This is a genomic window from Pseudomonas sp. Sample_16, assembly GCF_004307665.1.
GTDB lineage: Bacteria > Pseudomonadota > Gammaproteobacteria > Pseudomonadales > Pseudomonadaceae > Aquipseudomonas.
This window is the reverse complement of record NZ_RCOB01000055.1, coordinates 1-22,068: the sequence shown is the minus strand read 5'-3', so window position 1 is coordinate 22,068 and position 22,068 is coordinate 1. Positions and strand designations below refer to the sequence as shown.

Sequence of the window (22,068 nt, the reverse complement as noted above, 5' to 3'; positions counted from 1 at the left end):
ACCCGACGTGATCTCCCGGTCAAAAAAACCTGCAGGGGCAATACCAAACCTGTGGCGAGGGAGCTTGCTCCCGTTCGGCTGCGTAGCAGTCGTGAAATCAGCAGGCACGTTTTAGCTGAAACTGCGCATTTGCCTTATTTTGGGTCCGCTGCGCGAACCAGCGGGAGCAAGCTCCCTCGCCACAAAAGTCCGCGTAAATAAGTGAAATGGGAGTACTGCCAAGTATTTCGTGTTCGCCTGATGGAAAAAACCGGGAGATCACCCGACGTGATCTCCCGGTCAAAAATACCTGCAGGGCATCACCAAACCTGTGGCGAGGGAGCTTGCTCCCGTTCGGCTGCGAAGCAGTCGTGAAATCAGCAGGCACGTTTTAGCTGAAACTGCGCATTTGCCTTATTTTGGGTCCGCTGCGCGAACCAGCGGGAGCAAGCTCCCTCGCCACAAAAGTTTTCGTAGCATCCGTTATTGCGGCTTGCGATAGCTGTTGATGATCGCCGAGAAGTCATTGCCACCTTCCCCACGCAGACTCATCGCCTGATATAACTGTTGGGCCACCGCGCCAAGCACCACTGGCTGGTGCGCCTGTCGCGCCGCTTCCGTCGCCAACCCCAGATCCTTGAGCATCAACTCGGCACCAAAGCCGCCGGTATAGCCACGTGACGCAGGCGCCGTTTCAACGATGCCCGGCCACGGGTTGTACATCTCCGAACTCCAGCACCGGCCAGTAGAACTGTTGATGATGCCCGCCAGCACCTTGGTATCGATGCCCAAGGCATCGCCAAGTGCCATGGCTTCGCTGACGCCAACCATGGAAATTCCCAGCAGCAGGTTGTTGCAGATTTTAGCGATTTGCCCGGTGCCGACCTCGCCACAATGGACGATGTTGCGGCCCATCTGAGCGAGTACCGGTTGCAGGGTGGCGAACAGTTCCGGGGTGGCGCCAACCATGAAGGTCAGCGTCCCTGCCGCCGCACCGCCGGTGCCGCCGGAAACCGGCGCATCGGCCATGGCCACACCCTGTTTGGCTGCGGCGCTGGCGACGTCCCGCGCGGTCTGCGGATCGATAGTGCTGCAATCCACAGCCGGCACACCTTTGCCGATCCCGGCCAGCACGCCATCTTCACCCAGCCACACGCTGCGTACATGCACGGCCGCCGGCAGCATGGTGATCACCAGTTCCGCCCCGTCAGCCGCTTCGCGGGCCGAAGCACTGATGCTGCCGCCCAGTTGCTCCAGCTCTGCCAGCACGGTTTTGTTCAGGTCGACCATACGCAAGGCATGGCCAGCCTTGATCAGGTTGCGCGCCATCGGCGCACCCATGTTGCCGAGACCGATAAAAGCGATTTTCATGTCCGGCTCCTCAACGCAAATTGATCGTGGTGTTCACACCGTCGTTGACGCTGTCATCATCGAACCAGCGACTGGTGACGGTCTTGGTCTGAGTGTAGAACTGCACCACTTGCTTGCCATACGGACCGAGGTCACCGAGCTTGGAGCCGCGCGATCCGGTGAAGCTGAAGAACGGCACCGGCACCGGAATCGGGATGTTGATACCGACCTGGCCAACATCGATTTCAGTCTGGAATTTACGCGCCGCCGCACCGCTCTGGGTGAACAGGCCAGTGCCGTTACCGAACGGGTTGGCATTGACCAGGGCGATGGCTTCATCAAGGGTGTTCACTTCCAGCACCACCAGCACCGGGCCGAAGATTTCCTGGGTGTAGATCTGCATGTCAGTGGTCACGCCGGAGAACAGGGTCGGGCCGACAAAGTTGCCTTTTTCGTAACCCGCAACCGAGATCTCGCGACCGTCCAGTTCCAGCTTCGCGCCTTCCTTGATGCCGCTCTCGATGAGATCGAGAATCCGCGCCTTGGCTTTTTTCGAGATCACCGGACCGACGTCGGTACCCGGCTCGCTGCCGGCATTGACCTTGAGCTTCTGCGCCAGCGCCTTGAGGTCTGGCAGCCATTGCTTGGCCGCGCCCACCAGCACCACCACCGAGGTGGCCATGCAGCGTTGACCGGCCGCACCAAAACCGGCGCCCACCAATGCATTCAGCGCTTGTTCGCGATTGGCGTCCGGCAGCACCACAGCGTGGTTCTTGGCGCCCATCATCGATTGCACACGCTTGCCGTGTTTGCCGGCCAGGTCGTAAACGTGGGTACCGACGGCGGTCGAGCCGACGAAGGAAACCGCCTTGATGTCTTTGTGGGTGCAGAGCGCGTCCACCACGTCCTTCCCGCCATGCACGACGTTGAGTACGCCAGCCGGAACCCCGGCTTCGATGGCCAGCTCCACCAGCAGCATGGTCGACATCGGGTCCTGTTCAGACGGTTTGAGCACGAAGGTGTTGCCGCAGGCGATGGCCATCGGGAACATCCACAGCGGAATCATCGCCGGGAAGTTGAACGGGGTGATGCCGGCGCACACGCCGATGGGTTGGCGCAGGGTGTAGGTATCGACACCGCCTGCGACGTTTTCAGCGAACTCGCCCATCTGCAGGCTGCCGATGGAACAAGCGTGCTCGACCACTTCCAGGCCTCGGAAAATATCGCCCTCAGCGTCGGCAATGGTTTTGCCCTGCTCGGCGCTCAGCACCACGGCGATGCGCTTGAAGTGCTCGCGAATCAATGCCTGGAGCTTGAGCATGATACGCATCCGCGCGCCGATCGGTGTCAGCTTCCAGGTCTGAAAGGCACGGTGGGCGGCGTCGATGGCGGCATCGACTTCTTCGGCGGTGGCAAACGGCACCTTGGCCAGGACTTGCTGGGTCGCCGGGTTGACGATGTCGTGCCACTCGGTGGACTTGGATTCGACCCACTCGCCGTCGATCAACAGCTTGACCTTTTGTACGGTGGTGTCGTTGGGCGTGAGCGATGCGTTCATGTGGGTCTCCTGGACGTTGTTTTTATCAGGGGAGCCAAGGCGAAAAGGTCGCCTTGAGATGAGGCGTGTGCCGCGATTTGTTTATCGGGCTGTTTTTGGAGTATAGATGTGCAAACTTCTAATAAGAACGCACATAAAAGCCGGTCCATCATGCAAAAAAACATCACGTCCTTAGGCTCGCTGAACTGGGATGACCTCAAGTTTTTCCTGGAGGTGGCTCGGACCCGCAAGGCCAGTACCGCCGCCAAGCGCCTGGCCGTCGACTACACCACGGTGTCGCGACGCATCAGTTCGCTGGAAGCCTCATTGGGAACTCTGCTGTTCGAGAAATCCCGGACCAGTGGCTTTGTCCTGACCGCTGAAGGTCAGCGTTTACTGGGATACGCCGAGGCAATCGAAAGCACGCTGCACATGGCGTGCGAACAGGTTTCAGGGTCTGGAGTGGCGTTGTCCGGGCATGTGCGCATGGGCTGTACCGAAGGCTTTGGCAGCTTCTTCATCACGCCGCAGTTGAGCCATTTCGTCGACACCTACCCGGCGATCTCGGTAGACATCCTGCCGCTGCCGCACTTCATCAGCCTGTCCAAACGCGAAGCCGACATCGTCATCGCCCTGGAACGCCCGGAGCACGGCCCCTACGTCTGCTGCAAACTCTGCGACTATCGGTTGCAGCTGTACGCGACACAGGAATACCTGGATAAACACCCGCCGATCCGCCGTCCGACCGACCTGGCCGAGCACTCGTTTATCAGCTACGTCGACGACCTGGCGTTCAGCTCCGAGCTGCTGTACCTGGCCAACGTGCTCCCGGGCGCCAGCGCCAACTTGCGCAGCACCAGCGTGATCGCGCAGTTCGTGGCAGCGCAACAGGGACGATCACTGGCGATCCTGCCCTGCTTCCTCGCCGCTCAGGATCCGCGCTTGCTGCCGGTATTGCCGCAGGAGATCAACATCACCCGACAATTCTGGATGTACTGCCGCGAAGACCTGCGCAAGCTCAAGCGGATTACCCTGTTGTGGGATTACATCCGCGAGGTGACCGAGCTCAATGGCCCGTTGTTGCTGGGCCAGACGCGGGATCTTCGGTTTGCAGATTGAGAATCTGGAAGGAGAAAGGGAGGCCCATCCTAAAGACACCTACGGGCTCTTGGCAACGGTTTGTGACAGGGGTTGTGACACCACTTGTGACAGTCGAGTAGGTTCTTACAGTGACGCACATAGGCACGATAAGGACCCACGCTGACACGCGATAAGGCTCAGGCGCGAGGGCCTACGGGGAAGTCTGCGCACGTATGTGTAGTGAGGTGGTCATTCAGATTTTTCTGCCAGATTCTGCTTTGGCGTTAAGCGCTTGGTGGGTAGCATGGCATGTCAAGTTGAGATCAACGAAGCAATCTGAAAGGAATCTTTGTGAAGCTGAAAGAACTCGCCGGGAAGTCAAAAGGCTGCCTTAAAGGTAAAGGCTGGATAGTGGCTCTCGTCATCGGGCTGGGCGTGGTTGGGGTGGCCAGTTGGAAATTCTTTCGGTTGTATAATAAATATCTGCCTTATATATCGGACAACCCTGACGCTTGGGGTAGCTTCGGATCGCTGCTAAGCGCATTTATTACGCTTGCCGGCTTCGTTATCACAATCGCAACGCTTCTGTTCTTGAACAGCCAAAACCAAAGCCAGAAAAGCTTCATCGACTGGCAGAAAAAGACGCAAGGCTTCGACTGGTACATCAAGCACCGTCAACTGCATATGGAGCGCTTGCGAGAGCTTCAAGTGGCCTTCGGTGACCAAATACGATTCCGCAATCCCGAAAAGCTCTACGAAGGTATTTTCCAAGATAACTATTTGATGATGGCGGGCTTCGCGAAAGCACCTCAGCGGTCAGAGCACGCGGGAAAACTACTGGATCATATTGCAGGGAAGCTTGATCGACTTGACGAGAACACCCAAAAAGCAGTGTGGAATCGTAGAGAAGTCCGGTCATTCGCATCCGACCTCATAGACGTCACTTATGATCTTCAGATCGAGTGGATAGGTGAAGACTCAGATGGCGACCTTAAGTGGAATGGGCGCAATACAGGCATAAATATTTATTCGATTGAAGAGGCGACAGCACGGGTCCACGCTGTTTTTGACTCATTGTCTTACTTCGCGGGGTTGCCGGAATACAAGGGTTTTCGACGAAGTCCCATGAGCTATCTCAAAGACGCCCTCATCGAGTATTTTATTCACCATCGCTCTGGCGGCTTGCTGCAAGTGATCAAAACATCACCCTACCTTCCCCTATTGGAAGATTTATTACCCATTGTCAAAGACCTAAGGGACGATGCCAAACAGCTTCTAATGCCTCGGACATATAATGCCATTGTCGCCGCTCTACGCAGCCGCAATGACGTGAGGAAGCTGGGGGACGGAGTGGCTACGGGAAACATTTACGATATAGGATACGTCGAGGCAGCAGTCGCGTCAGACCGCTCTGATATTGACGAAGAAAACCGTGAAAGCCTCGCCAATTGCGTGGAAGCTTTAGAAACGATTCAGGTAGTTCTCGCCTACAACAACGCTCCCGGATTTTAGCCTGGCCGAAGGCACACCGTTACTCAGCACCGCCTTCAGGTGAACGCAGACGCCCTAAAACATCCAAGCTTGCATCCGTCTACTATTGCTTGATAGCGTGGGGCATCGCTGCATTTGTAGCGATACCTAAAGGAGAATCGCATGGCAGAGGTTGCTTACTACTATGTTTACAAGGATGCCAAGAGTGAATGGCGTTGGAAGTTCGTAGCGAAGAACTCCAAGACAATTGCGGTTAGCTCTGAGGGCTATAACAACCTCAGCGATTGCGAGCATTCCGTCGGGCTAATCAATACTCAGGGCCCCGGCGCTCCAGTCGTAGGCGATGATAATTTCAAAGCCGCACGTAAAAAGTAAGTCACGGATGGCTTCCTTGTGTTCCTTAGGGAGCCATCTCTACGTTTCGCTCACTTTCACCACCATTCTTGCAGTAAAAGACATCATAGGTCGAGATGGACGGCCGTGCAGACCAGATAGGCAGCCTTTAGCTTGTGCGTTGGGTTCTCCTTAGAGATGGTTAGCGCATTGGGTTAGAGTCCGCGTATCGCTTAGCCTCACGCACCCACTTCAGTTGCTCCTTCTCAGCGAGACTAAGAGAACGCTTGGTGCGGCTCCTATTGATACCCATAAGAGCAACGCTACGGATGTCCTTTTCGCGCTCTGCCAGATGGACCACAGAGGCTGCAATAGACACGCGTTCAAAGCCTGAGCCTTCAAGTTCGAGCCAACGTTTAACGATCATGTTGGAGAGCTTGAAGGAGTACCGGGAGAGTAGCGTAAAGGTCAGTTCCTTATTGAGGACTGTCAGTGGCTCTAACCGACCTCGGCTTGTCTGGTAGACAGTCTCGGCATATTTAACCTCAGTCCCCAAATCTGGGGCGTCAGTTCCCAGTTCTGTGAGCATCTTTCGGATGTCCCGTAGAACGTGGTCGTGGCGCTTACTGGTGATCTCTGCGATTTCCAAGGACGACATACCGGGCAAACCGTTGAGGGTCGTTGGGCTAATCGCTCCGGCCTTTGTGATCTTCTCGAAAGTGATTGCAGTGGTGTTGGTCATGAGCATTATTTGTTCTCCTTTTGGTAGCGCTCTTTAGGTCGCACCCACAGCCGGTCATCCGACCCCAGACAAGGGAACCGGCGTGGCATGAGAGGCACTATCAAAGCAAGCGGGATGGTTTGCCCTGCGACGGGCGATGGTGAAACCGAGGGTTGCTGTGGCAATAGTGAGGGTATTTAAACGACTCCTTAAGCCCTGACCTTGATTGACTTAGTCCCCCTCAAGGGCGTCGAAGCGATGGCCTGAAGGCAGACCCCATGGGCGACCAGATGGAGCAGCCGCTCGGCAGTCTTCTTGGAGCACTTCAAGGCGACCTCATGGAGCAAGGCGTCTTCGTCGAAGGTGACGACCCCAGAACCATAAGTACTAAAGGATGCGTCTCGCTTGCTCAAGACACGGCGAAGCTCTATCAGTTGAGGTCGTGAAGGTGCTGGGAAGACCAGTGACAAAGTGGTGAGGTTGGCTTCGGTGAGCTGAGAGGTTACTGGGCAGGCGATGAGAGCGGTCATGAGTTCTCCTTTGCGTTGTTCTTTAAGATGACTTTTCGAGGAGGGGTTGTAATTACAATTACCCCTCTCCCTCTGGGTCTGGTCGATGAGCTGGTCGATAGCTCAGGGTCGTTGAGGTCTCGTTGAGGTTTTAAAGTATGCGGCGTTTAATAAGCGCACCGGTTCCCAAGGTCCCGTAGGTCGTAGTGCAGCTTTGCGAGTGTCGCGGGGGCTGGTGCAGGCAGGGTGTCGGTCCAGTCGTTGCATCGCATCGGGAGGATGACCCCATGGTCCATCTCAGAAGCAAGGCAGCTTGGTCGTGACTTCATCAGATACGGCATTGCCAGTTCGATGGCCTTCACGTATCGCTGAGCTTGTCGCACGCCAATGCTCAGAAAGTCCTCAACGGATGCAGCGGTGATCTCGGGGAGCTGCGCAAGGATGCCGAAAAGATGCTTCACGGACAGCGGCTTGGATGACCCGCCCTTGCCGATTGGTCGGTCGTGCCAGTCCAGCCTTGCGATGCCCTCAATGATGTCCGATGCGAAGTATGGGTACTGGCCGTAATTGGTGGTCGGCCCAATGAAGCCCTCGAAGGGATTGGCGATGATCTTGGTGGGTCGGCCTCGGCCACGCTTGGCAGTTGCAGCGATAGCTTCTGATTGAGCTGGGTTGAAGCTGATCATGATGTCGTTCTCCTGTGCTGTGAGTAGGGGTCTCGCAACAGTGAGGGGAAATAAACGACAGCCAGCTCATGACCAGCAAACACGGGCCCTTCAGGGCATCTTGAGGTTTTCTACGAGCACGCTCCTACGCTCAAGCGGCAAGGCCAGGACGCAGCGAGTCGATAAGATTTCACGTAGGAGCGCGATCGTGGAGCGAAGCCTCCGGCCTTGAGCATCCTCAGGAACACTAATCGAAGGTTGTTCGATCAGTCCCCCGAGGGTCAGCTTAGCAATCCCCTTGGCATCCTTGGATTGCCGGTAGGCCATGACACTATCTGAAGCTCCTTGGGACCAGCCGAAGCGGCAACCTGTACGCCAAAGAAGATCAGGTCGTGCTCAGAGCCTACGAGGACATCCAGCTCGATGCCCATGAAATTGCGAGTGCTTACTTTTGAGCCTTGTTCTCCTTGTGGGAAGCGTAAGCGCCGATGCTCCCTGAAACGACAATCAAGATCACATTTGCCCATTGGGGAATGTCGGCAAATTGGTCACCTGACTGTATTAACGGACCATTGTGGAAATAACCGCCCACAAATATTCCAATGAAAAGGTAGGCCAACCCGCTGAACACAATCCACTGGACGGGGTGGTTTTTGACTCCATGCAATACTTTCATCTCATTCCTTAGCAAATGGCCGAAGTGCTAATGAGCTGGCTTGCCCATACAAACATCATATAGCCACTACTCAAGTAGGACCAGAAAGGCCGACCTATGCCCCTCAGTCATCTCAACGGCACTCGCAGTCTCGCAAACGTCGTAGCCAAATGACCGCGACGAGCACCTCAGCGGCCATCAGGGAACCTGTCGAACAAACCACTTAACATCTCAGCGATGACCTCAACGGGCACTCCAGAACCGTATGTGTCGAACGTAATGGTCCCTGAGGCGTGACCCATAACGGCTTGAGCGTGAACAGTCGGAATTCCTTTCACCTGCATCAGCGAAGCTAAAGAGTGACGGAGAGAGTGATACGTCAGACCTGCCTTGTAGTCGTCTCCAAGAGCCTCAGGGATCGCCTTCCGGTTCGCCCAATCCCCTGCTGTCTTGTACCCGATCTGCGCCAGCGACTCACCTTGATTGGCTTTGCATGTCTCGACATACCTGAGGAATGCCGCAAGATCGAACCCATAGGCACCATCAGTCAACGGGATCAGCCGCTCACTGCGTTTATTCTTAATTGACTTGCCCTCCCCGACCTCATTGATATGGATGGCCGTAATGCCAGACTCAAGGGTCTGAATGTCGCTCGTGGTGAGCTGAGAGATTTCGTTAAGACGCCCGCCCGTGATGACCCCAAGGCTGAGCAGCCAGCGCTTCCATGAGGTCTCAGGGAGGTTGCTCGCGTACTCCATCACCTTGGCTACTTGGACCTGTGAGAACGCCTTACGGGTCGACTCAAGGCCCTTGGTCAGCTTCAGCTTCTTGTCATATGCCTTGACCAGATGACCATTCTCGACGGCCCAAGCAAACACAGCGGAGAGCTTCACAATCAGTTTGTTGACCGTTGATGCTGCCCGAGTTGTAGATAGTCGGTCTCTGAAAGCCACAAGGTCAGCTCTTGTGTGGGTCCTCAAGTCGAGTTCGCCCAGAGACGTGGATATGACACCGTGACAGATCTTGGTTTCCTTTAGTGTCGAGGGCTTTTGGTCTTGCCCACGGTCTGCCAGATAGAGCCCCGAGAGGGTCTCGAAGGTCATCGACGGCGACGCTAATACAGATAGGGAAGCAGGGACACTCTCCCCCATTTGCCCATGGTCACCCTCAAGGTCCCGAATGATCTTCACCAAAGGTACGGAGTCGCCTTGTAGTCGTGCCTGAGCAGCAATCATCACCTGCTTAGCGTTCATCACATGTTCGTGCTGATCGACACTGAGCGGCATCGTGGCAGCGATCTCAGCGAGGTTCGTCTTTACGTCTTCGTAGAGGTCGCCCCAGTCACGCAACGAATGGACCTCATGAGCAGTCGACAGCAGATTCTCAGCCATCCACAGCAGATGCTCCTTCAGCTCGTTAAAGGTCGCCTTGGGATGATCCAGATGGAATGCCTTGATGGTCTCTGCAAGTCGTTGTGAAGCGTCCATAGCGGCTCTTCTATCGGTGGTCTTGAGGGAAACGGACGCAGTTCGGATGGTGCTGCCGGTTTCGCGGAGCCGCAGATAGTAAATGCCGTTGCGTCGATAGTGGTAGAGCTTGGCGAGTCGCGTAGTCGGCCTCAGATGAACGGCAAAACTTGTGACAGCACTTGTGACAGGACGACGCTCTGCAAGGATGTTCATGGCGGTTAGCCCCCGTATTCATTGGGTTAACCTTTCTTTCCTTCCAGTTCTGGATGTACTGCCGCGAAGACCTGCGCAAGCTCAAGCGGATTACCCTGTTGTGGGATTACATCCGGGAGGTGACGGAGCTGAATGGCCCGTTGTTATTGGGTGAAACGCGGGAGTTGCTGTTTAACGAATGACTGGCCGAGGCCTGTGTCATCAATCGGCACTGACCACAATCGATACCCGTCGATTTTCAGTACGGCCGGTGGCGGTGTCGTTGGATGCCACGGGCTTGCTGCTGCCAAGGCCGCGCAACTGAATGTTTTGCTGCTGCATGCCGGCAGCAGCCAGAACGGTACCGACACTTTTTGCGCGGCGCAGGGACAGTTGTTCGTTATAGGCTTCTTTACCCGAAGCGTCCGTATGACCATCGACTCTTACGCGCTCTATCCCGACGCCCAATAGCGACTTGCCAATGCGCTCGACAATCTGGGTGCTTTGCGCATTCAAACTGTCGACGTCACTGCCAAAAAGCACTTTGCCAGACAGGCCAAATGCCCAGCCCTCATCGGTCAACTCGAAACCCTGCTGTTTCAAGACCGCTATCTGCGCCGGTGTCAGGCCTTTTTGCGGTGCAGTCTGGCAACCGCTCAGTGTCAATGCGGCCAGGATCAGCGGGAGAGTAAAAAGTCGAAAGGATCGGGAAAAAAATGAAAACACGGTACGAGCTCCTGAGTTAAACGTCGGCGACAGGGTGCTCCGACCCTGCCGTGTGCTGGGCGCCTCGGGCGAGGCGCTTGGCTTGGTACATCGCTTCGTCCGCTGCGTTGAGCAGCGTACCTGGGGTAACGCCATGATCGGGGTACACGGCGATACCGATACTGAGTGAGGTCTGTGCCTGGTGATCACCCGGCAACAGAATCGGCGCCTCCATGCTGGCAATGATCTTGTCGGCAATCCGCTCTGCGTCTTCGGTGGTGTGAAGTGGCGTCAGCAGCACCGCAAACTCATCGCCGCCCAGGCGCGCCACCAGGTCATCTTCGCGCAGTTGGGCGCGAACCCGCTTGGCCACAGCCACCAACACTGCATCGCCAGCGGCATGACCATAGTTATCGTTGACTTCCTTGAACCGGTCGCTGTCGAGAAACAGCACAGCGACTCGCTCGTCGAGCTTGTTGGCATTGCGCAGCGCGCGCGTCAGCCGACCTTCGAAAAACGCCCGGTTCGGCAAGCCCGTCAGACTGTCATGACTGGCCTGGTGAGCCAGGGTCTCATTCTCGTTTTGCAGATGGGTCTGCCAGGATTCAAGTTCATCGAGCAAGGCATTGAAGTCGCTGCCAAGGTTATCGAGTTCGGCAATGGTTGCGGCAGGTACGCGCCGATCGAATGCCCTCTCACTGCGAGCAGCATGAGCAACAGAAGCCAGGCTGCGCAAGGGGCCGATGATGCCGCGAAGTTGTCGACGCGCCAGATAGAGCGCGACCCACGCACTGATGGCGGTGCACAGGACAATACCCACCAGACCACTGAGCAAGAAGCGCATCAGGCTGCCGCCATGCCCGATGAGCACAATGCTGCCAATCTGCCGATCCTGGTGAACGATCGGCATGTTGATCGGCTTTTCCAGAAAAACCTTGGCCAACTGCATTTCGAGGTCGGACAGCAAACCGGTTTCCGGTCGCTGCCAACGAGCAAGCAGCCGACCCTGCATGTCCAGAACCTGGGCGTCGGCTACCTCTTCGGTGGAGGCTATCAGGGCCAATGCCTCTGTGGCCGCGGATTTGTCATTGAACACCACCGCAGCTTCCACGGTGTAATTGATCGAGCGCGCGATCAAGTGCAGGTTGTGATCGGCGTACACCCGCAAGGCCAAAACACCCAGCAGCGTCAGTGAAACGCTGGCCATGGCCACACCCACCAGCGCGACGATCAAATGACCACGACCGATGACCGAGCGCAGGGTCGGACGAGTCCCCGGCTTGAACAGGCTCATGTCGCCGCCGGTTTGCGACGGGACAATTGCAGCACGCTCGGATGAATACGCACTCCGCTGCGGGCAACCGAGTCGAGGTTGACCTCGAAAGACACCTGATCGTCGGTGACGCGCAGACAGAAAAGGCTGCCGACCGTGCACTGATCATCGCTTTCGCTGATGCTCAACACCGGGCGCCCTGTAAGCGAGGCGAACAGCCGACTGCGTTCGTCACTGGTCAGTTTGCCGATGTACACCGCATTGCATTCACCTGCGATGGACGGGTTGTCCGCCAAGAGTCGTTGCACCGTCACGGGCCGACCTGTCGCCTGGGTCGTGCCTTTGACCAGATCGTCAGTGTACTCAGTGGGGCCAACGACACAGAGGCGCAGTTGCGCAGGCTCGACCGGCCAACGGGCGTAACTGAGAATTCCCAGCACCACCTGAGTCACTGACTCGGCACGCTGGTCGGCCATGCTCGACGGGGTTTGCGGCTGAGCGAAAGCGGCAGCCGACAGCAAGCTGAGAAGCCCGGCGAGCAGTGCTTTTTTGCAGTCAGCGATACGCTCTGTCGCCCGGACAGCCACCTTCATGCAGGGATACTCTTCGATCGTTACCAGATGATGCCGCAACGATAGCATAGCGGCGTAACGCCAGCGAGGCCGCGCATTACGGCACTTCGGACAGTGTGCATAGCCTCGCGCCGCTGCTTTCAATCCGTCGTATAGCTGCTCTCTTTCAGCTCCAGCATCAGCCCACTCAAACGCTTGACCTTGCGCCTCACCGCCTCTTCAAACACGCCGGCGCGCGGTTCGATCAATGTGAACCAGTCCTTGGCGCGAGTGATACCGGTATAGATCAGCTCCTTGGTCAGCACCGGGTTCAGCGCGTCGGGAAGAATCAACGCAGTGTGGGCAAATTCGGAGCCTTGGGACTTGTGCACAGTCATGGCATACACGGTTTCAACGTCATTGAGCCGACTCGGCAAGACAAAACGCACACCGCCCTGGCCGTCGTTGCGTGGAAACGCCACTCGAAGCACCTGTCGACCAGCTTGCGGCCCCTCACGTTCGGGAAGCTTGAGTGCAATGCCGATGTCGCCGTTCATCAAGCCCAGGCCATAATCATTTCGGGTCATCAAGACTGGTCGGCCTTCGTACCACTGCTGGTCACTGTCGATCAAACGCGCTTTGAGCAGTGCATCAGTGACTCGCTGGTTCAGCCCCTCCACGCCCCAAGACCCCTTGCGAACGGCGCATAACAACTGAAAGGCGTCGAAGGCTTGCAAGACCTGTCGGGCCCAGTCGATCCAGCGCGGATCATCGTATGGACAATCAAGCGCCGGCCGTTGATTGCGCAGCAGGTTCAGATAATGCCGGTAGCCTTGTGCGCCCTCACCATGGCCCTCGAGCAACAAACGCTCCAGCGCCCGGTCCTGTTCATTTTTGAGAGACAGGCTGAATACATCGTCGTGGCTGCGCACCGTCAACAGCTTGCGCGCTTCCTCCGGTTGTTGCTGGTTCACCCAGCGGGCCAACTGGCCAATACCACTGCCCTCGCCGAAGCGCCGCGAGTGACGCAACATCACCACTTGCTGGGCGAGTGGATGCGTACCCTGGGTGTCTTCCTGCAATCCGCTGGTGTCCAGATTTTCGCCACTGACCGCCTCCAGCCATTGGCGTGTCTGCGGGCTATACCAGCCAGCCTCGGCATCACGGCACAGATCGCCCAGCACTGCGCCGGCTTCCACCGATGCCAACTGGTCCTTATCCCCCAGCAATACCAGACGAGCATGAGCCGGCAATGCATCGAGCAGGTTAGCCATCATTTCCAGGTCAATCATCGATGCTTCGTCCACCACCAACACATCCAGTGGTAAGCGATTGCCGGCATGGTGGCGAAAATGTCGCGTCCCCGGACGACTGCCGAGCAGGCGGTGAACCGTGGTGACATCGGACGGGATTTTTTCGCGAATGGCTTCGGTGACTTTCAACGTTCGGACTTGCTGGCTGATGGACTCCGTCAGCCGCGCTGCAGCCTTGCCGGTTGGTGCGGCGAGACGAATGCGCAACGGCTTGCCAGCCTCGACGGCCGGTGCCTGGAGCAACGCCAACAAGCGCACAACTGTAGTGGTCTTGCCGGTTCCCGGACCACCGGTGACGATACTGAAAGCGCCGCGAGTGGCCAGGGCACAGGCAAGTTTCTGCCAGTCGATGACCTCACCCGGCCTGGCTGGGCCGAACAAACCGGTGAGACGCTCGAACAAATCCTCCGGTGCGGCCTCATGCGTCGCCAGGCGCTCGCGCAGTGAGTTGTCGATACGCCGCTCATAAGCCCAATAGCGGCGCAGGTACAGACGCTTGCCCGATAACACCAACGGCCGTGTCTGCACGCTTTCTCGTTCGTCGGCGGCCAAGGCAACCAGACTGCTTGCCGCCAGAACCTTGCACCAATGGGCGCCATCCAGCGCTTGCAGTAACTGTGAAGGCAGCAACATCACACCACTCTGAAGATCGCCTTCCGGAGGCAACGACAGGGCGAAGTCAGGCTCTTTCAGTGTCTCGAACAGGTCCAGGCAAACATGCCCGTGCCCCAATTGGTGGCTGGTCAACGCCGCCGCCAGCAGCACCAAAGGGTCATCGTCCGGTGCCAGCTCATGAAGAAACGCCACGAAGGCTTTATCCAGTGCTCGCAGCCAGCCACGCTCGACCCAACGAGTCAGCAGCAACAACAGATCGTCCGCACAATTCAGAGGCGCCAGGTCCGCGAAGCTGTCCGCCGCCAATGAAGTGGGCAGCAAATCGGCGAAGGTGCGGCTCATAACAATACTCCCTGTTCCCACGCGGGTTCTGCCTTGGGTTCCGGTTTACCCTGAAACATCCGGTCCAGCCGCTCGATCAATTCTCTGGGTGGCCGGGCAAAATAAACGCCACGACTGGATGCCCGCGTCCCGCGCAGGAAAATGTACAACGCACCGCCGACGTGCCGATCGTAATCGTAATCAGCCAGCCGGGCCTTGAGCTGACGATGCAGGGCCAACAGGTACAACACGTATTGCAGGTCGTAGCGATTGTCGAGAATCGACTGCTCCATGGCCTGCTCGGTATAGGCCAGGTCGTCGACCCCGAGCCAGTTGGATTTGTAGTCGGCGACGTAATAGCGGCCATCGTGTTCGAACGTCAGGTCGATGAAACCCTTGAACATGCCATTGAGCAACACCGGCTCGGCGGCCACTCGGGCCACGCCGTTGTGCGTGTACTGGCGCACCAGCGCATCGAGCTTGAGTACATCGACCTTGTGACTGGCAAACCAGAATTCCATTTCGACCTGATACTGGCTCAACTGCTCGAAAATCACCGGCGCCTTTCCCGCACCTACGGGCAGCGGCGATTTGAGCAGATGCACAAGCCAGTCACTCAGCGTAGTGATCCAGCCTTCCCAGCCACGCCGATTGCAACGACGGGCAATCGCATCTTCCACCGTTTGTGGATTGGCAGAAAAACCTTCATCGCCAGCCCATTCAAGCAAACCATGAAGGAAAGTGCCCGGGTTCGGACCGCGAGGGAATCGATGAATATCGGCACCGCCGGCCGCCATCTCCCGGGGTGCCTGTGGATCGAGGCGTTCGTCATCGAACAGCTTCTGCGCCTGCGGACTCTCGGGCGCTTCGTCTGTCCCCACGCTCAGGATGTCGCTGATGCGCAAGGCGCTGTAAGAGGCGATCCACCAGTTCTCGGCCGCCTTGCGTAGCGGGATCAATGGTGTGAGCAATGCAGCTGTGTTCAGCGGTGGATGGTAATGCTCGCTGGTTGCTTCCGGCATTTCGCTACAGCTGATTGCGGCACAGTCCTGTTGCAGCTCTCGCAACCAGATGCTCAAGCCCGCCGACTCGCTCAATGAACGACCGCCGCCCAACAGATATCCCAGTGCCGACAAGTGCAGCACCGAGCTGTTGTTACTGCCACGCTTGAGATCCGCCACGCCCAACCAGCAAGCATGTTGCGCCCGGGTCAGGGCGACGTACAGCAAGCGCAAATCCTCCGCCAGGCGTTCCTGATCGGCCAGGGCGATCAATTCGGGCGTAGGGTTCAAAGTGATCTGGGCCTTGCCCGTGGCATCGTGGTAATGCAAAGGCAGTCGACTGCCATCCACCGGTTTTGCCGAGCAAATGAACGGCAGGAACACCAAGGAATACTCAAGCCCCTTGGACTTGTGAATGGTCACGACCTTGACCAGTTGCTCGTCGCTCTCCAAACGCAGGATCTGCTCTTCGCCGGCTTGACCGGACAACGCCAGATGCTCGGACAAGTGCCGGATCAGGGCCTGCTCACCGTCCAGTTCGGCGGCCGCCTGTTGCAGCAATTCGGACAGGTGCAAAAGGTTGGTCAACACCCGCTCGCCGTCGCTGCGGGCGATTAACGTCTGGGGAAGCCGGAAGTCATGCAGCAAGCGTCGCAGCATCGGCAGTACACCCTGCTTGCGCCACAACTCGCGATAGCCACGGAACTGCATGACCCGGGATTCCCAGGCCAGTTCGTCCTGGTTCAACTGCTCAAGGTCCGTCAATGACAGATTGAGTGTGATGCTGGCCAGCGCGGCACGCAGCGGACGTTCGACATCGGGCTCGGCGCAGGCTTTCAGCCATGTCAGTACGTCATGCGCTTCCTGCGCAGCGAACACCGAGTCCTTGTCCGACAAGTAGACACTGCGCACACCGCGGGCAGTTAGTTCGGCACGCACGGCCTGCGCTTCCTTGCCATCGCGCACCAGAATGGCGATGTCCGCAGGCATCAGTCCTACCAGATCCCGATCGTCACGTGCGAAGCCTACACGCCCCTGTTGCCCGCCATTGAGCAAGGCGGTGATTTCACTGGCGCACGCGGCGGCCAGTTGTTGACGATAAACAGCACCAGACAACGGTTGCTCGGCGGACAACTGCCAGATGTTCAGCGCCGGGACGGTTTGCCCATTGCTCTGCAGAACTTCCTTGCGCCCCTGCGATGCCACAGGCTGGAACGGCACCGGGTTTTGACCATTGCCTTCACGGAACAGAAATGCCCCACGCCCCGATTCGCGCGACTCGGCACAGCCGAACACATGGTTCACTGCGCGGACCATGCCATGGCTGGAGCGGAAGTTGGTGCCCAGGGTATGCAGGCGTCCGGTGGTTGCCTGTCGCGCGCGAAGATAGGTGTAGATATCCGCGCCACGGAATGCATAGATCGCCTGTTTCGGGTCACCAATCAGGAACAGCCCGCTGTCGGGACTATTGTCTTCAATACGATAGATGCGCTCGAAAATCCGGTACTGCACCGGGTCCGTATCCTGGAATTCGTCGATCAACGCCACGGGGAACTGTTCACGGATCAGGGTCGCCAACCGTTCACCGCCATCTGACTGCAACGCCGCATCGAGGCGCAGCAACATGTCGTCAAAGCCCATTTCCGCGCGGCGACGCTTTTCCTCCTCGAACCGCGTGCCGACCCAATGGGCGGCGTGTTGCAGCACAGCGGCATCTGGCGTCGGCAAGTTGTCGAGACAGGCTTTCAACCCGGGCATGGCGTCCAGCCCCGGATGATTGGGGACCTCACCCTTTTTCCAGGCCTCGGCCATACCTTCGGGGGTCAGTCGAGTGAAACCGGTGCCGATGTCCAGTTGCTCAAGGGTTTCATCGTCGGCCCAGGCTTTGATCTTTTCGAACCAGGGTTCGAAATAACGTGCCTGCATCTTGCGGCCGTCGACACTTTTGCTGACAACCCCTTCGTGGCAAATCATCAGTAGCTCGTCGGCCCACTGACGCCAGGGCAGCTTGAGTTCGACCAACGCAGCCCGGCGCTCTTGCAAACACTCGGTAATCAACTCGGCGGGAGCCTTGCCTTCGACGTTGTCGCGCTCGCTGGCAAACAGTCCACGAACCTGCGGTAGCAAAGCGGCTGGCCCGCCCCAGTTGGCGCGTACCCAGTTCAGCGCATCGCCCTGCATCGGGTAGCAAAACAATCGCCAATAGTCGCGCAACACTTCGCCCAACAGGTCGCTGTGATCGGTTTCCAGTGTTTGAGTAAAAAGACTGCCGCTGTCGAATGCGTGTTCACGCAACATGCGCTGACACCAGCTGTGAATGGTCGAGACCGCGGCTTCATCCATCCATTGGGCGGCAATGTCCAGGCGATTTGCGCAACCGGACCACTGCTCTGGCGGATACTGGTCACGCAACTCGGCAATCAGGCTGTCGGGCGACGGTGTTTCATCGCGGAAAAATCGAGCGGCTTGCGCCAACCGGGTACGAATGCGCTCACGCAACTCTTTGGTGGCGGCATCGGTAAAGGTCACAACGAGGATTTGCGGAGGTAAAAGCTCACGTCCAAACCCGTTGGACTCCACGCCATGGCCAAGAACCAGGCGCAGGTAAAGCGCAGAAATAGTGAACGTCTTGCCGGTCCCGGCGCTGGCTTCGATCAACTGACTGCCGCGTAGCGGGAACGCGAGGGCGAGCGGTGTCTGGGTACTCATGAGCGCCCCTCCTCGGTGGACAAGGAACGCCAAGGCGCCTCAAGCAACGGTCGATAAAGCGCGTCACACCAATCGGTAAACGTCTCATCGGCGACCAGCGCGTCGTAGTCTGCGAACTGACGAACGAGCGCCACACTTTCACGGCGTTCCCCATCAGTGTTCACGCCGTCACCTTCATAGGCCTTGCGCGCTGCCGCTTCGGCTTTGACCGGGTCACTCTGACCCAGCCAGGCAAAGGCTGTTTTCACTGCCACAGGAAGTGGCTGACGCATGCCTGACTGCCAGGCCAACAACAAGTCCCCCAGAATGCGACGCGCGGGTTCCGCATCCATTGGAGCGAGCAGCAGACTGTCATCACTGGCCACCAGCGCGGTGGTCATCGACAAACCACTTGCGCAAGCGACCAAATGATTGACCCAGGGTCGGATCAGGCGATGCCATTTACGAGACTTGATCGCCCCAATGCTGTTGGGGATCGTGGTGATGGACAGCAAACCACCATCAGTCCGTTGATGCAGGCCACTGAGCCAACCTTCGATACGCAAGGCATGCAACTCCAGGCTCACCGGCAGTGCGCTGGTGAGTCGCGTTGGCCACAAGGTCAGCAACTGCTGATAGCGTTGCAGCAAATCCGGCAACGGCTCGATCAATTCCCGTTGAAGGCACTCACCGAATCCTGCCATTGGCAGCAGACCGCCGTTTTGTAGACGCCGGGCTTGTACCTCCAGCGCCTGATCGCTGTTTTCCAGGTCTGCCAGTCCCGCTTCCAGCAAACTGTCGCTGAGGCTGTATCGCTGCAACGCATCCAGGACAAATGGTTCCTCATCCGCCAAAGGCACTTGGGCCGACTCAAAGAACACCTTCAACCGCTGACTGAAAAAATGTCGTACAGGGTTGCGCAGGAAATCCTGCAGTTGACCGAGACTGAGTGGTTCATCTTGCACGTGGGCATCAAGCCGCTCGATATCAGCCGATTGTTCCGCGAATTTATGCAGCACCTGCCATTCGCTGGCGTAACTGAACAGCTCATCGCCCTCATGAAAGTAGCGGGCGCTGAAAGGTTGTAGAGGGTGTTCCTGCGTGATCGCTTCGAGCAGGTCTTCACTATCCTGGGCCAGTCGCCAACCGCTCGCCAGGTGATCACGCAACTGACCAATCAGTACCGACGCTGGGCGCTCGCTGTTGTCGCGAATGCTGCGGCCGACCCAACTGATATAAAGCTGATCACGGGCCGACAACAGCGCCTCCAGCAGCAGGTAGCGGTCGTCTTCGCGGCGCGAGCGATCGCCGGGGCGGTAATCACTTCCCATCAGGTCAAAGTCCAGCGGCGGTTGTGCACGCGGATAATCACCGTCATTCATACCCAGCAAGCAGACCAATTTGAAAGGGATCGCCCGCATGGGCATCAAGGTGCAGAAGTTGACAGCACCGGCCAGAAAGCGTTGAGACAATCGCCCTTGATCAAGCCCCGCAAGCCAGGCTTCACGGACGACAGTCAACGGCAAATCGTCTTGCAGGCCTACCGCCTCGCAGTTCTCCAGCCAGGCTTCACGCAACTCTTCAAGCTGAGTCAACACGTAGTCGTCGTGCTCGTTACTGGCCTGGAAAAACAACGACACCAATGCCTGCAGCCGCAAACTCCACTGCTGGGGTGATGCCGGCTGCGTCAGTTCCCGGTGCGCAATTTCCAGCGCATCAAGCAGCGCAACCAACGGGCCGATGAGTGCAGCATCAAGCCCGCCGATCTCGTCATAGGGCTCGATGCCTTCACAGGCACTGGCGCTACCGACGGCATACCCGAGCAACATCCGCCGCAGACCAAAACGCCAACTGTTTTGCTCAAGAGCTTGCGGCAAGCCGAGACCGGCACGTTGCTCGGCATTCATGCCCCAACGAATGCCAGCTCCTTCGATCCAGCGGTGCAAGGTTGGTAGATCGCGCTCCTCTACTCCAAACCGTGCGCGCAATGCAGGAACATCCAGCAGATCAAGGATCTCGCTGACCGGGAAACGGCTGTCAGGCAGCTTGAGCAAATGTTCGATAGCGATCAGTAATGGATCACGGCCACGCTGGCCCTGGTCGGCAAGCGTGAACGGAATGAATCGCGGGTCTTGTCGCTCCAGCTGACCAAACACCGCGCGAATGTGCGGTGCATAACTGTCGATATCCGGGACCATGACAATGACATCGCGAGGGCGCAATTGTGGATCGGCACTGAAACGCGCCAGTAACTGATCGTGCAGTATCTCTACTTCTCGTTGTGCGCTATGGGCGATGTGAAACCGGATGGATTGATCTGCATCCAGATCTACAGCCGGCCAGCGTTCACGGGTTTCATTCAGGGGACGTAACTCGAGGATGTCGTCCTGCAACTGATTGAGCATGTTCAGCGGCTGGCTGTCGCTGAACAGATCAATGCGGCCATCACGGAAGGCCGAACGATAGCTGTTGGGGTCGTCGTAGCTGTCCAGCAGGTTGATGTAGTCTCGTCCTTGCTTGCCCCACGCCGCCAAGAGTGGATGGGCATGTTGATGAAGCGTTTGGGAGTCGAGGACAACCGGCATTCCGCTTTTGCGTGCCTGGCGCTTGTATTGATGCCGCAACGAGTCCTTATCGGCGACGATGTCGGCCCAATGGTGGCGACATGGATTATGAACGCACAGCAGAACCTGACTGAAACGGGCCAGCCCCGCCAATGCTTCCAGGGCTTGGGCCGGAAGAGAAGAAATCCCGAATACGATGACTCGTGAAGGTAACCCGGGTGGGGCCACATCGAGGCTGTTGATACGCTCCACAAAGCGCTGATGGACGCCGGCTCGGCTTTGCGCCATGCCCTCTTCACCCACATCCAGCAACAGAGCACGCCACAACTGCGCTTGCCAGCAATTGGCAGCAGTCAGCGGTTTGGGCTCGCCTCTTGCGTTACGTAACTGATGTCGACCTTCCGCCCAGTCTTCGAGCCAGTCGGCGCGGTACACCTGATACTGGTCGAACAAATCAGCCAGCCGCTCGGCTAACTGGTAGCGTTTACGCAGATCATTGTCGTTGGTCAGAAAACGCTGTAGCGGTTCGAAGTGAGGTTCATTGATTAACTGCGGAAGCAGGCGCATCAGACGCCAGGTCAACGGGGATTTATCGAGTAGCGACTTGGCCGGAATTTCGTCGCGTCCAAGGACCATGCGATAGAGTTGCCACATGAAACTGCCAGGCAACTGCACGTCGATGGCGGCGGCGATTCCACAGCCGCCCATATCGTCATCTTCAGCGTCTTCAGCCAAAGCCAGCTTCAGCCATTGCGCAATGCCGTTGCTCTGCACCAGGGCAATTTCATTTTCCAGGGGAGCCAGCGGGTAGCGCCGCATCCAGCTCACCACCAGGCTGCGTAACTCGTCCAGGCGGTTGCCGTGAACCACCATAAAACCAGCACTGAGGGACGTTGCGTCCGGCATAAAGGCTTCCTTGGAAAATACAAACGCTAGGGCCGAACCTTAGCATTGTCGGGACATGCTGACAGCGAAGACGTGCCCGGCTTTGCTGTAAGAACTTTCCTGCGGACAAAACAAAACCCCAACTGCTTTCGCAATTGGGGTTTCGGAATT

General features: G+C 57.6%; 16 protein-coding genes and 1 pseudogene. 4 read left to right on the top strand and 13 right to left on the bottom strand.

From position 1 onward, the window contains the following. Positions 1–462: 462 nt before the first annotated feature. Positions 463–1,350: a 3-hydroxyisobutyrate dehydrogenase gene (mmsB, locus tag D8U69_RS08000; RefSeq protein ID WP_056854913.1), complete on the bottom strand. Its 888-nt coding sequence runs from the start codon at positions 1,348–1,350 to the stop codon at positions 463–465. 10 nt (positions 1,351–1,360) lie between these two features. Further along, a complete protein-coding gene (locus D8U69_RS07995; RefSeq protein WP_130907067.1) occupies positions 1,361–2,887 on the bottom strand; it encodes a CoA-acylating methylmalonate-semialdehyde dehydrogenase in 1,527 nt (508 codons plus the stop codon). 150 nt (positions 2,888–3,037) lie between these two features. Between D8U69_RS07995 and D8U69_RS07990 the strand changes: the two genes are divergently transcribed. From D8U69_RS07990 to D8U69_RS07980, 3 genes are all read left to right on the top strand, one after another. Beyond that, on the top strand, positions 3,038–3,985 hold the full coding sequence (locus D8U69_RS07990; RefSeq protein ID WP_130907066.1) for a LysR family transcriptional regulator: 948 nt from the start codon (positions 3,038–3,040) through the stop codon (positions 3,983–3,985). Positions 3,986–4,297: 312 nt separating this feature from the next. Then, a complete protein-coding gene (locus tag D8U69_RS07985) occupies positions 4,298–5,458 on the top strand; it encodes a hypothetical protein (protein WP_130907065.1) in 1,161 nt (386 codons plus the stop codon). A gap of 141 nt (positions 5,459–5,599) precedes the next feature. Further along, positions 5,600–5,812, top strand: a complete 213-nt coding sequence (locus D8U69_RS07980) for a DUF1508 domain-containing protein (RefSeq protein WP_130907064.1) — start codon at positions 5,600–5,602, stop codon at positions 5,810–5,812. 160 nt (positions 5,813–5,972) lie between these two features. Here D8U69_RS07980 and D8U69_RS07975 read toward each other — a convergent pair whose 3' ends face one another. The 5 genes from D8U69_RS07975 to D8U69_RS07955 all read right to left on the bottom strand — a co-directional run bounded on the left by D8U69_RS07975 (position 5,973) and on the right by D8U69_RS07955 (position 10,002). Beyond that, the gene (locus D8U69_RS07975) at positions 5,973–6,518 is read right to left on the bottom strand and encodes a Rha family transcriptional regulator (RefSeq protein WP_130907063.1); all 546 of its coding nucleotides are present in this window, start codon (positions 6,516–6,518) and stop codon (positions 5,973–5,975) included. A gap of 182 nt (positions 6,519–6,700) precedes the next feature. Further along, complete coding sequence (locus D8U69_RS07970; RefSeq protein ID WP_130907062.1) at positions 6,701–7,021, bottom strand: hypothetical protein; 321 nt, start codon at positions 7,019–7,021, stop codon at positions 6,701–6,703. Between the two features lie 146 nt (positions 7,022–7,167). Beyond that, positions 7,168–7,686, bottom strand: a complete 519-nt coding sequence (locus tag D8U69_RS07965) for a hypothetical protein (RefSeq protein WP_130907061.1) — start codon at positions 7,684–7,686, stop codon at positions 7,168–7,170. Positions 7,687–8,110: 424 nt separating this feature from the next. Continuing rightward, positions 8,111–8,341: a hypothetical protein gene (locus tag D8U69_RS07960; RefSeq protein WP_130907060.1), complete on the bottom strand. Its 231-nt coding sequence runs from the start codon at positions 8,339–8,341 to the stop codon at positions 8,111–8,113. Between the two features lie 167 nt (positions 8,342–8,508). Continuing rightward, entirely contained in the window at positions 8,509–10,002 is a 1,494-nt protein-coding gene (locus tag D8U69_RS07955) for a tyrosine-type recombinase/integrase (protein ID WP_241668646.1), read from the bottom strand. Positions 10,003–10,037: 35 nt separating this feature from the next. Between D8U69_RS07955 and D8U69_RS29720 the strand changes: the two are divergent. Continuing rightward, positions 10,038–10,184 (top strand): annotated as a pseudogene (locus tag D8U69_RS29720) (LysR family transcriptional regulator); the annotation flags it as partial. A gap of 19 nt (positions 10,185–10,203) precedes the next feature. Here D8U69_RS29720 and D8U69_RS07945 read toward each other — a convergent pair. The 6 genes from D8U69_RS07945 to recC all read right to left on the bottom strand — a co-directional run bounded on the left by D8U69_RS07945 (position 10,204) and on the right by recC (position 21,918). After that, entirely contained in the window at positions 10,204–10,707 is a 504-nt protein-coding gene (locus D8U69_RS07945) for an OmpA family protein (protein ID WP_130907059.1), read from the bottom strand. Between the two features lie 16 nt (positions 10,708–10,723). Continuing rightward, positions 10,724–11,980 (bottom strand): diguanylate cyclase, encoded by a 1,257-nt coding sequence (locus tag D8U69_RS07940; protein WP_130906208.1) that lies wholly within the window; start codon positions 11,978–11,980, stop codon positions 10,724–10,726. Beyond that, the gene (locus D8U69_RS07935; RefSeq protein ID WP_056854908.1) at positions 11,977–12,552 is read right to left on the bottom strand and encodes a YfiR family protein; all 576 of its coding nucleotides are present in this window, start codon (positions 12,550–12,552) and stop codon (positions 11,977–11,979) included. Before D8U69_RS07935 ends, D8U69_RS07940 begins: the two co-directional genes overlap by 4 nt. Before the next feature lie 119 nt (positions 12,553–12,671). Continuing rightward, positions 12,672–14,780 carry an exodeoxyribonuclease V subunit alpha gene (recD, locus tag D8U69_RS07930; RefSeq protein WP_130907058.1) on the bottom strand — a complete coding sequence of 703 codons (2,109 nt, stop codon included), beginning with the start codon at positions 14,778–14,780 and terminating at the stop codon, positions 12,672–12,674. Then, on the bottom strand, positions 14,777–18,469 hold the full coding sequence (recB, locus tag D8U69_RS07925; protein ID WP_130907057.1) for an exodeoxyribonuclease V subunit beta: 3,693 nt from the start codon (positions 18,467–18,469) through the stop codon (positions 14,777–14,779). The genes recD and recB overlap by 4 nt, the downstream gene beginning before the upstream one ends. Then, on the bottom strand, positions 18,466–21,918 hold the full coding sequence (gene recC / locus D8U69_RS07920) for an exodeoxyribonuclease V subunit gamma (RefSeq protein WP_130907056.1): 3,453 nt from the start codon (positions 21,916–21,918) through the stop codon (positions 18,466–18,468). Before recC ends, recB begins: the two co-directional genes overlap by 4 nt. Positions 21,919–22,068: the final 150 nt, after the last annotated feature.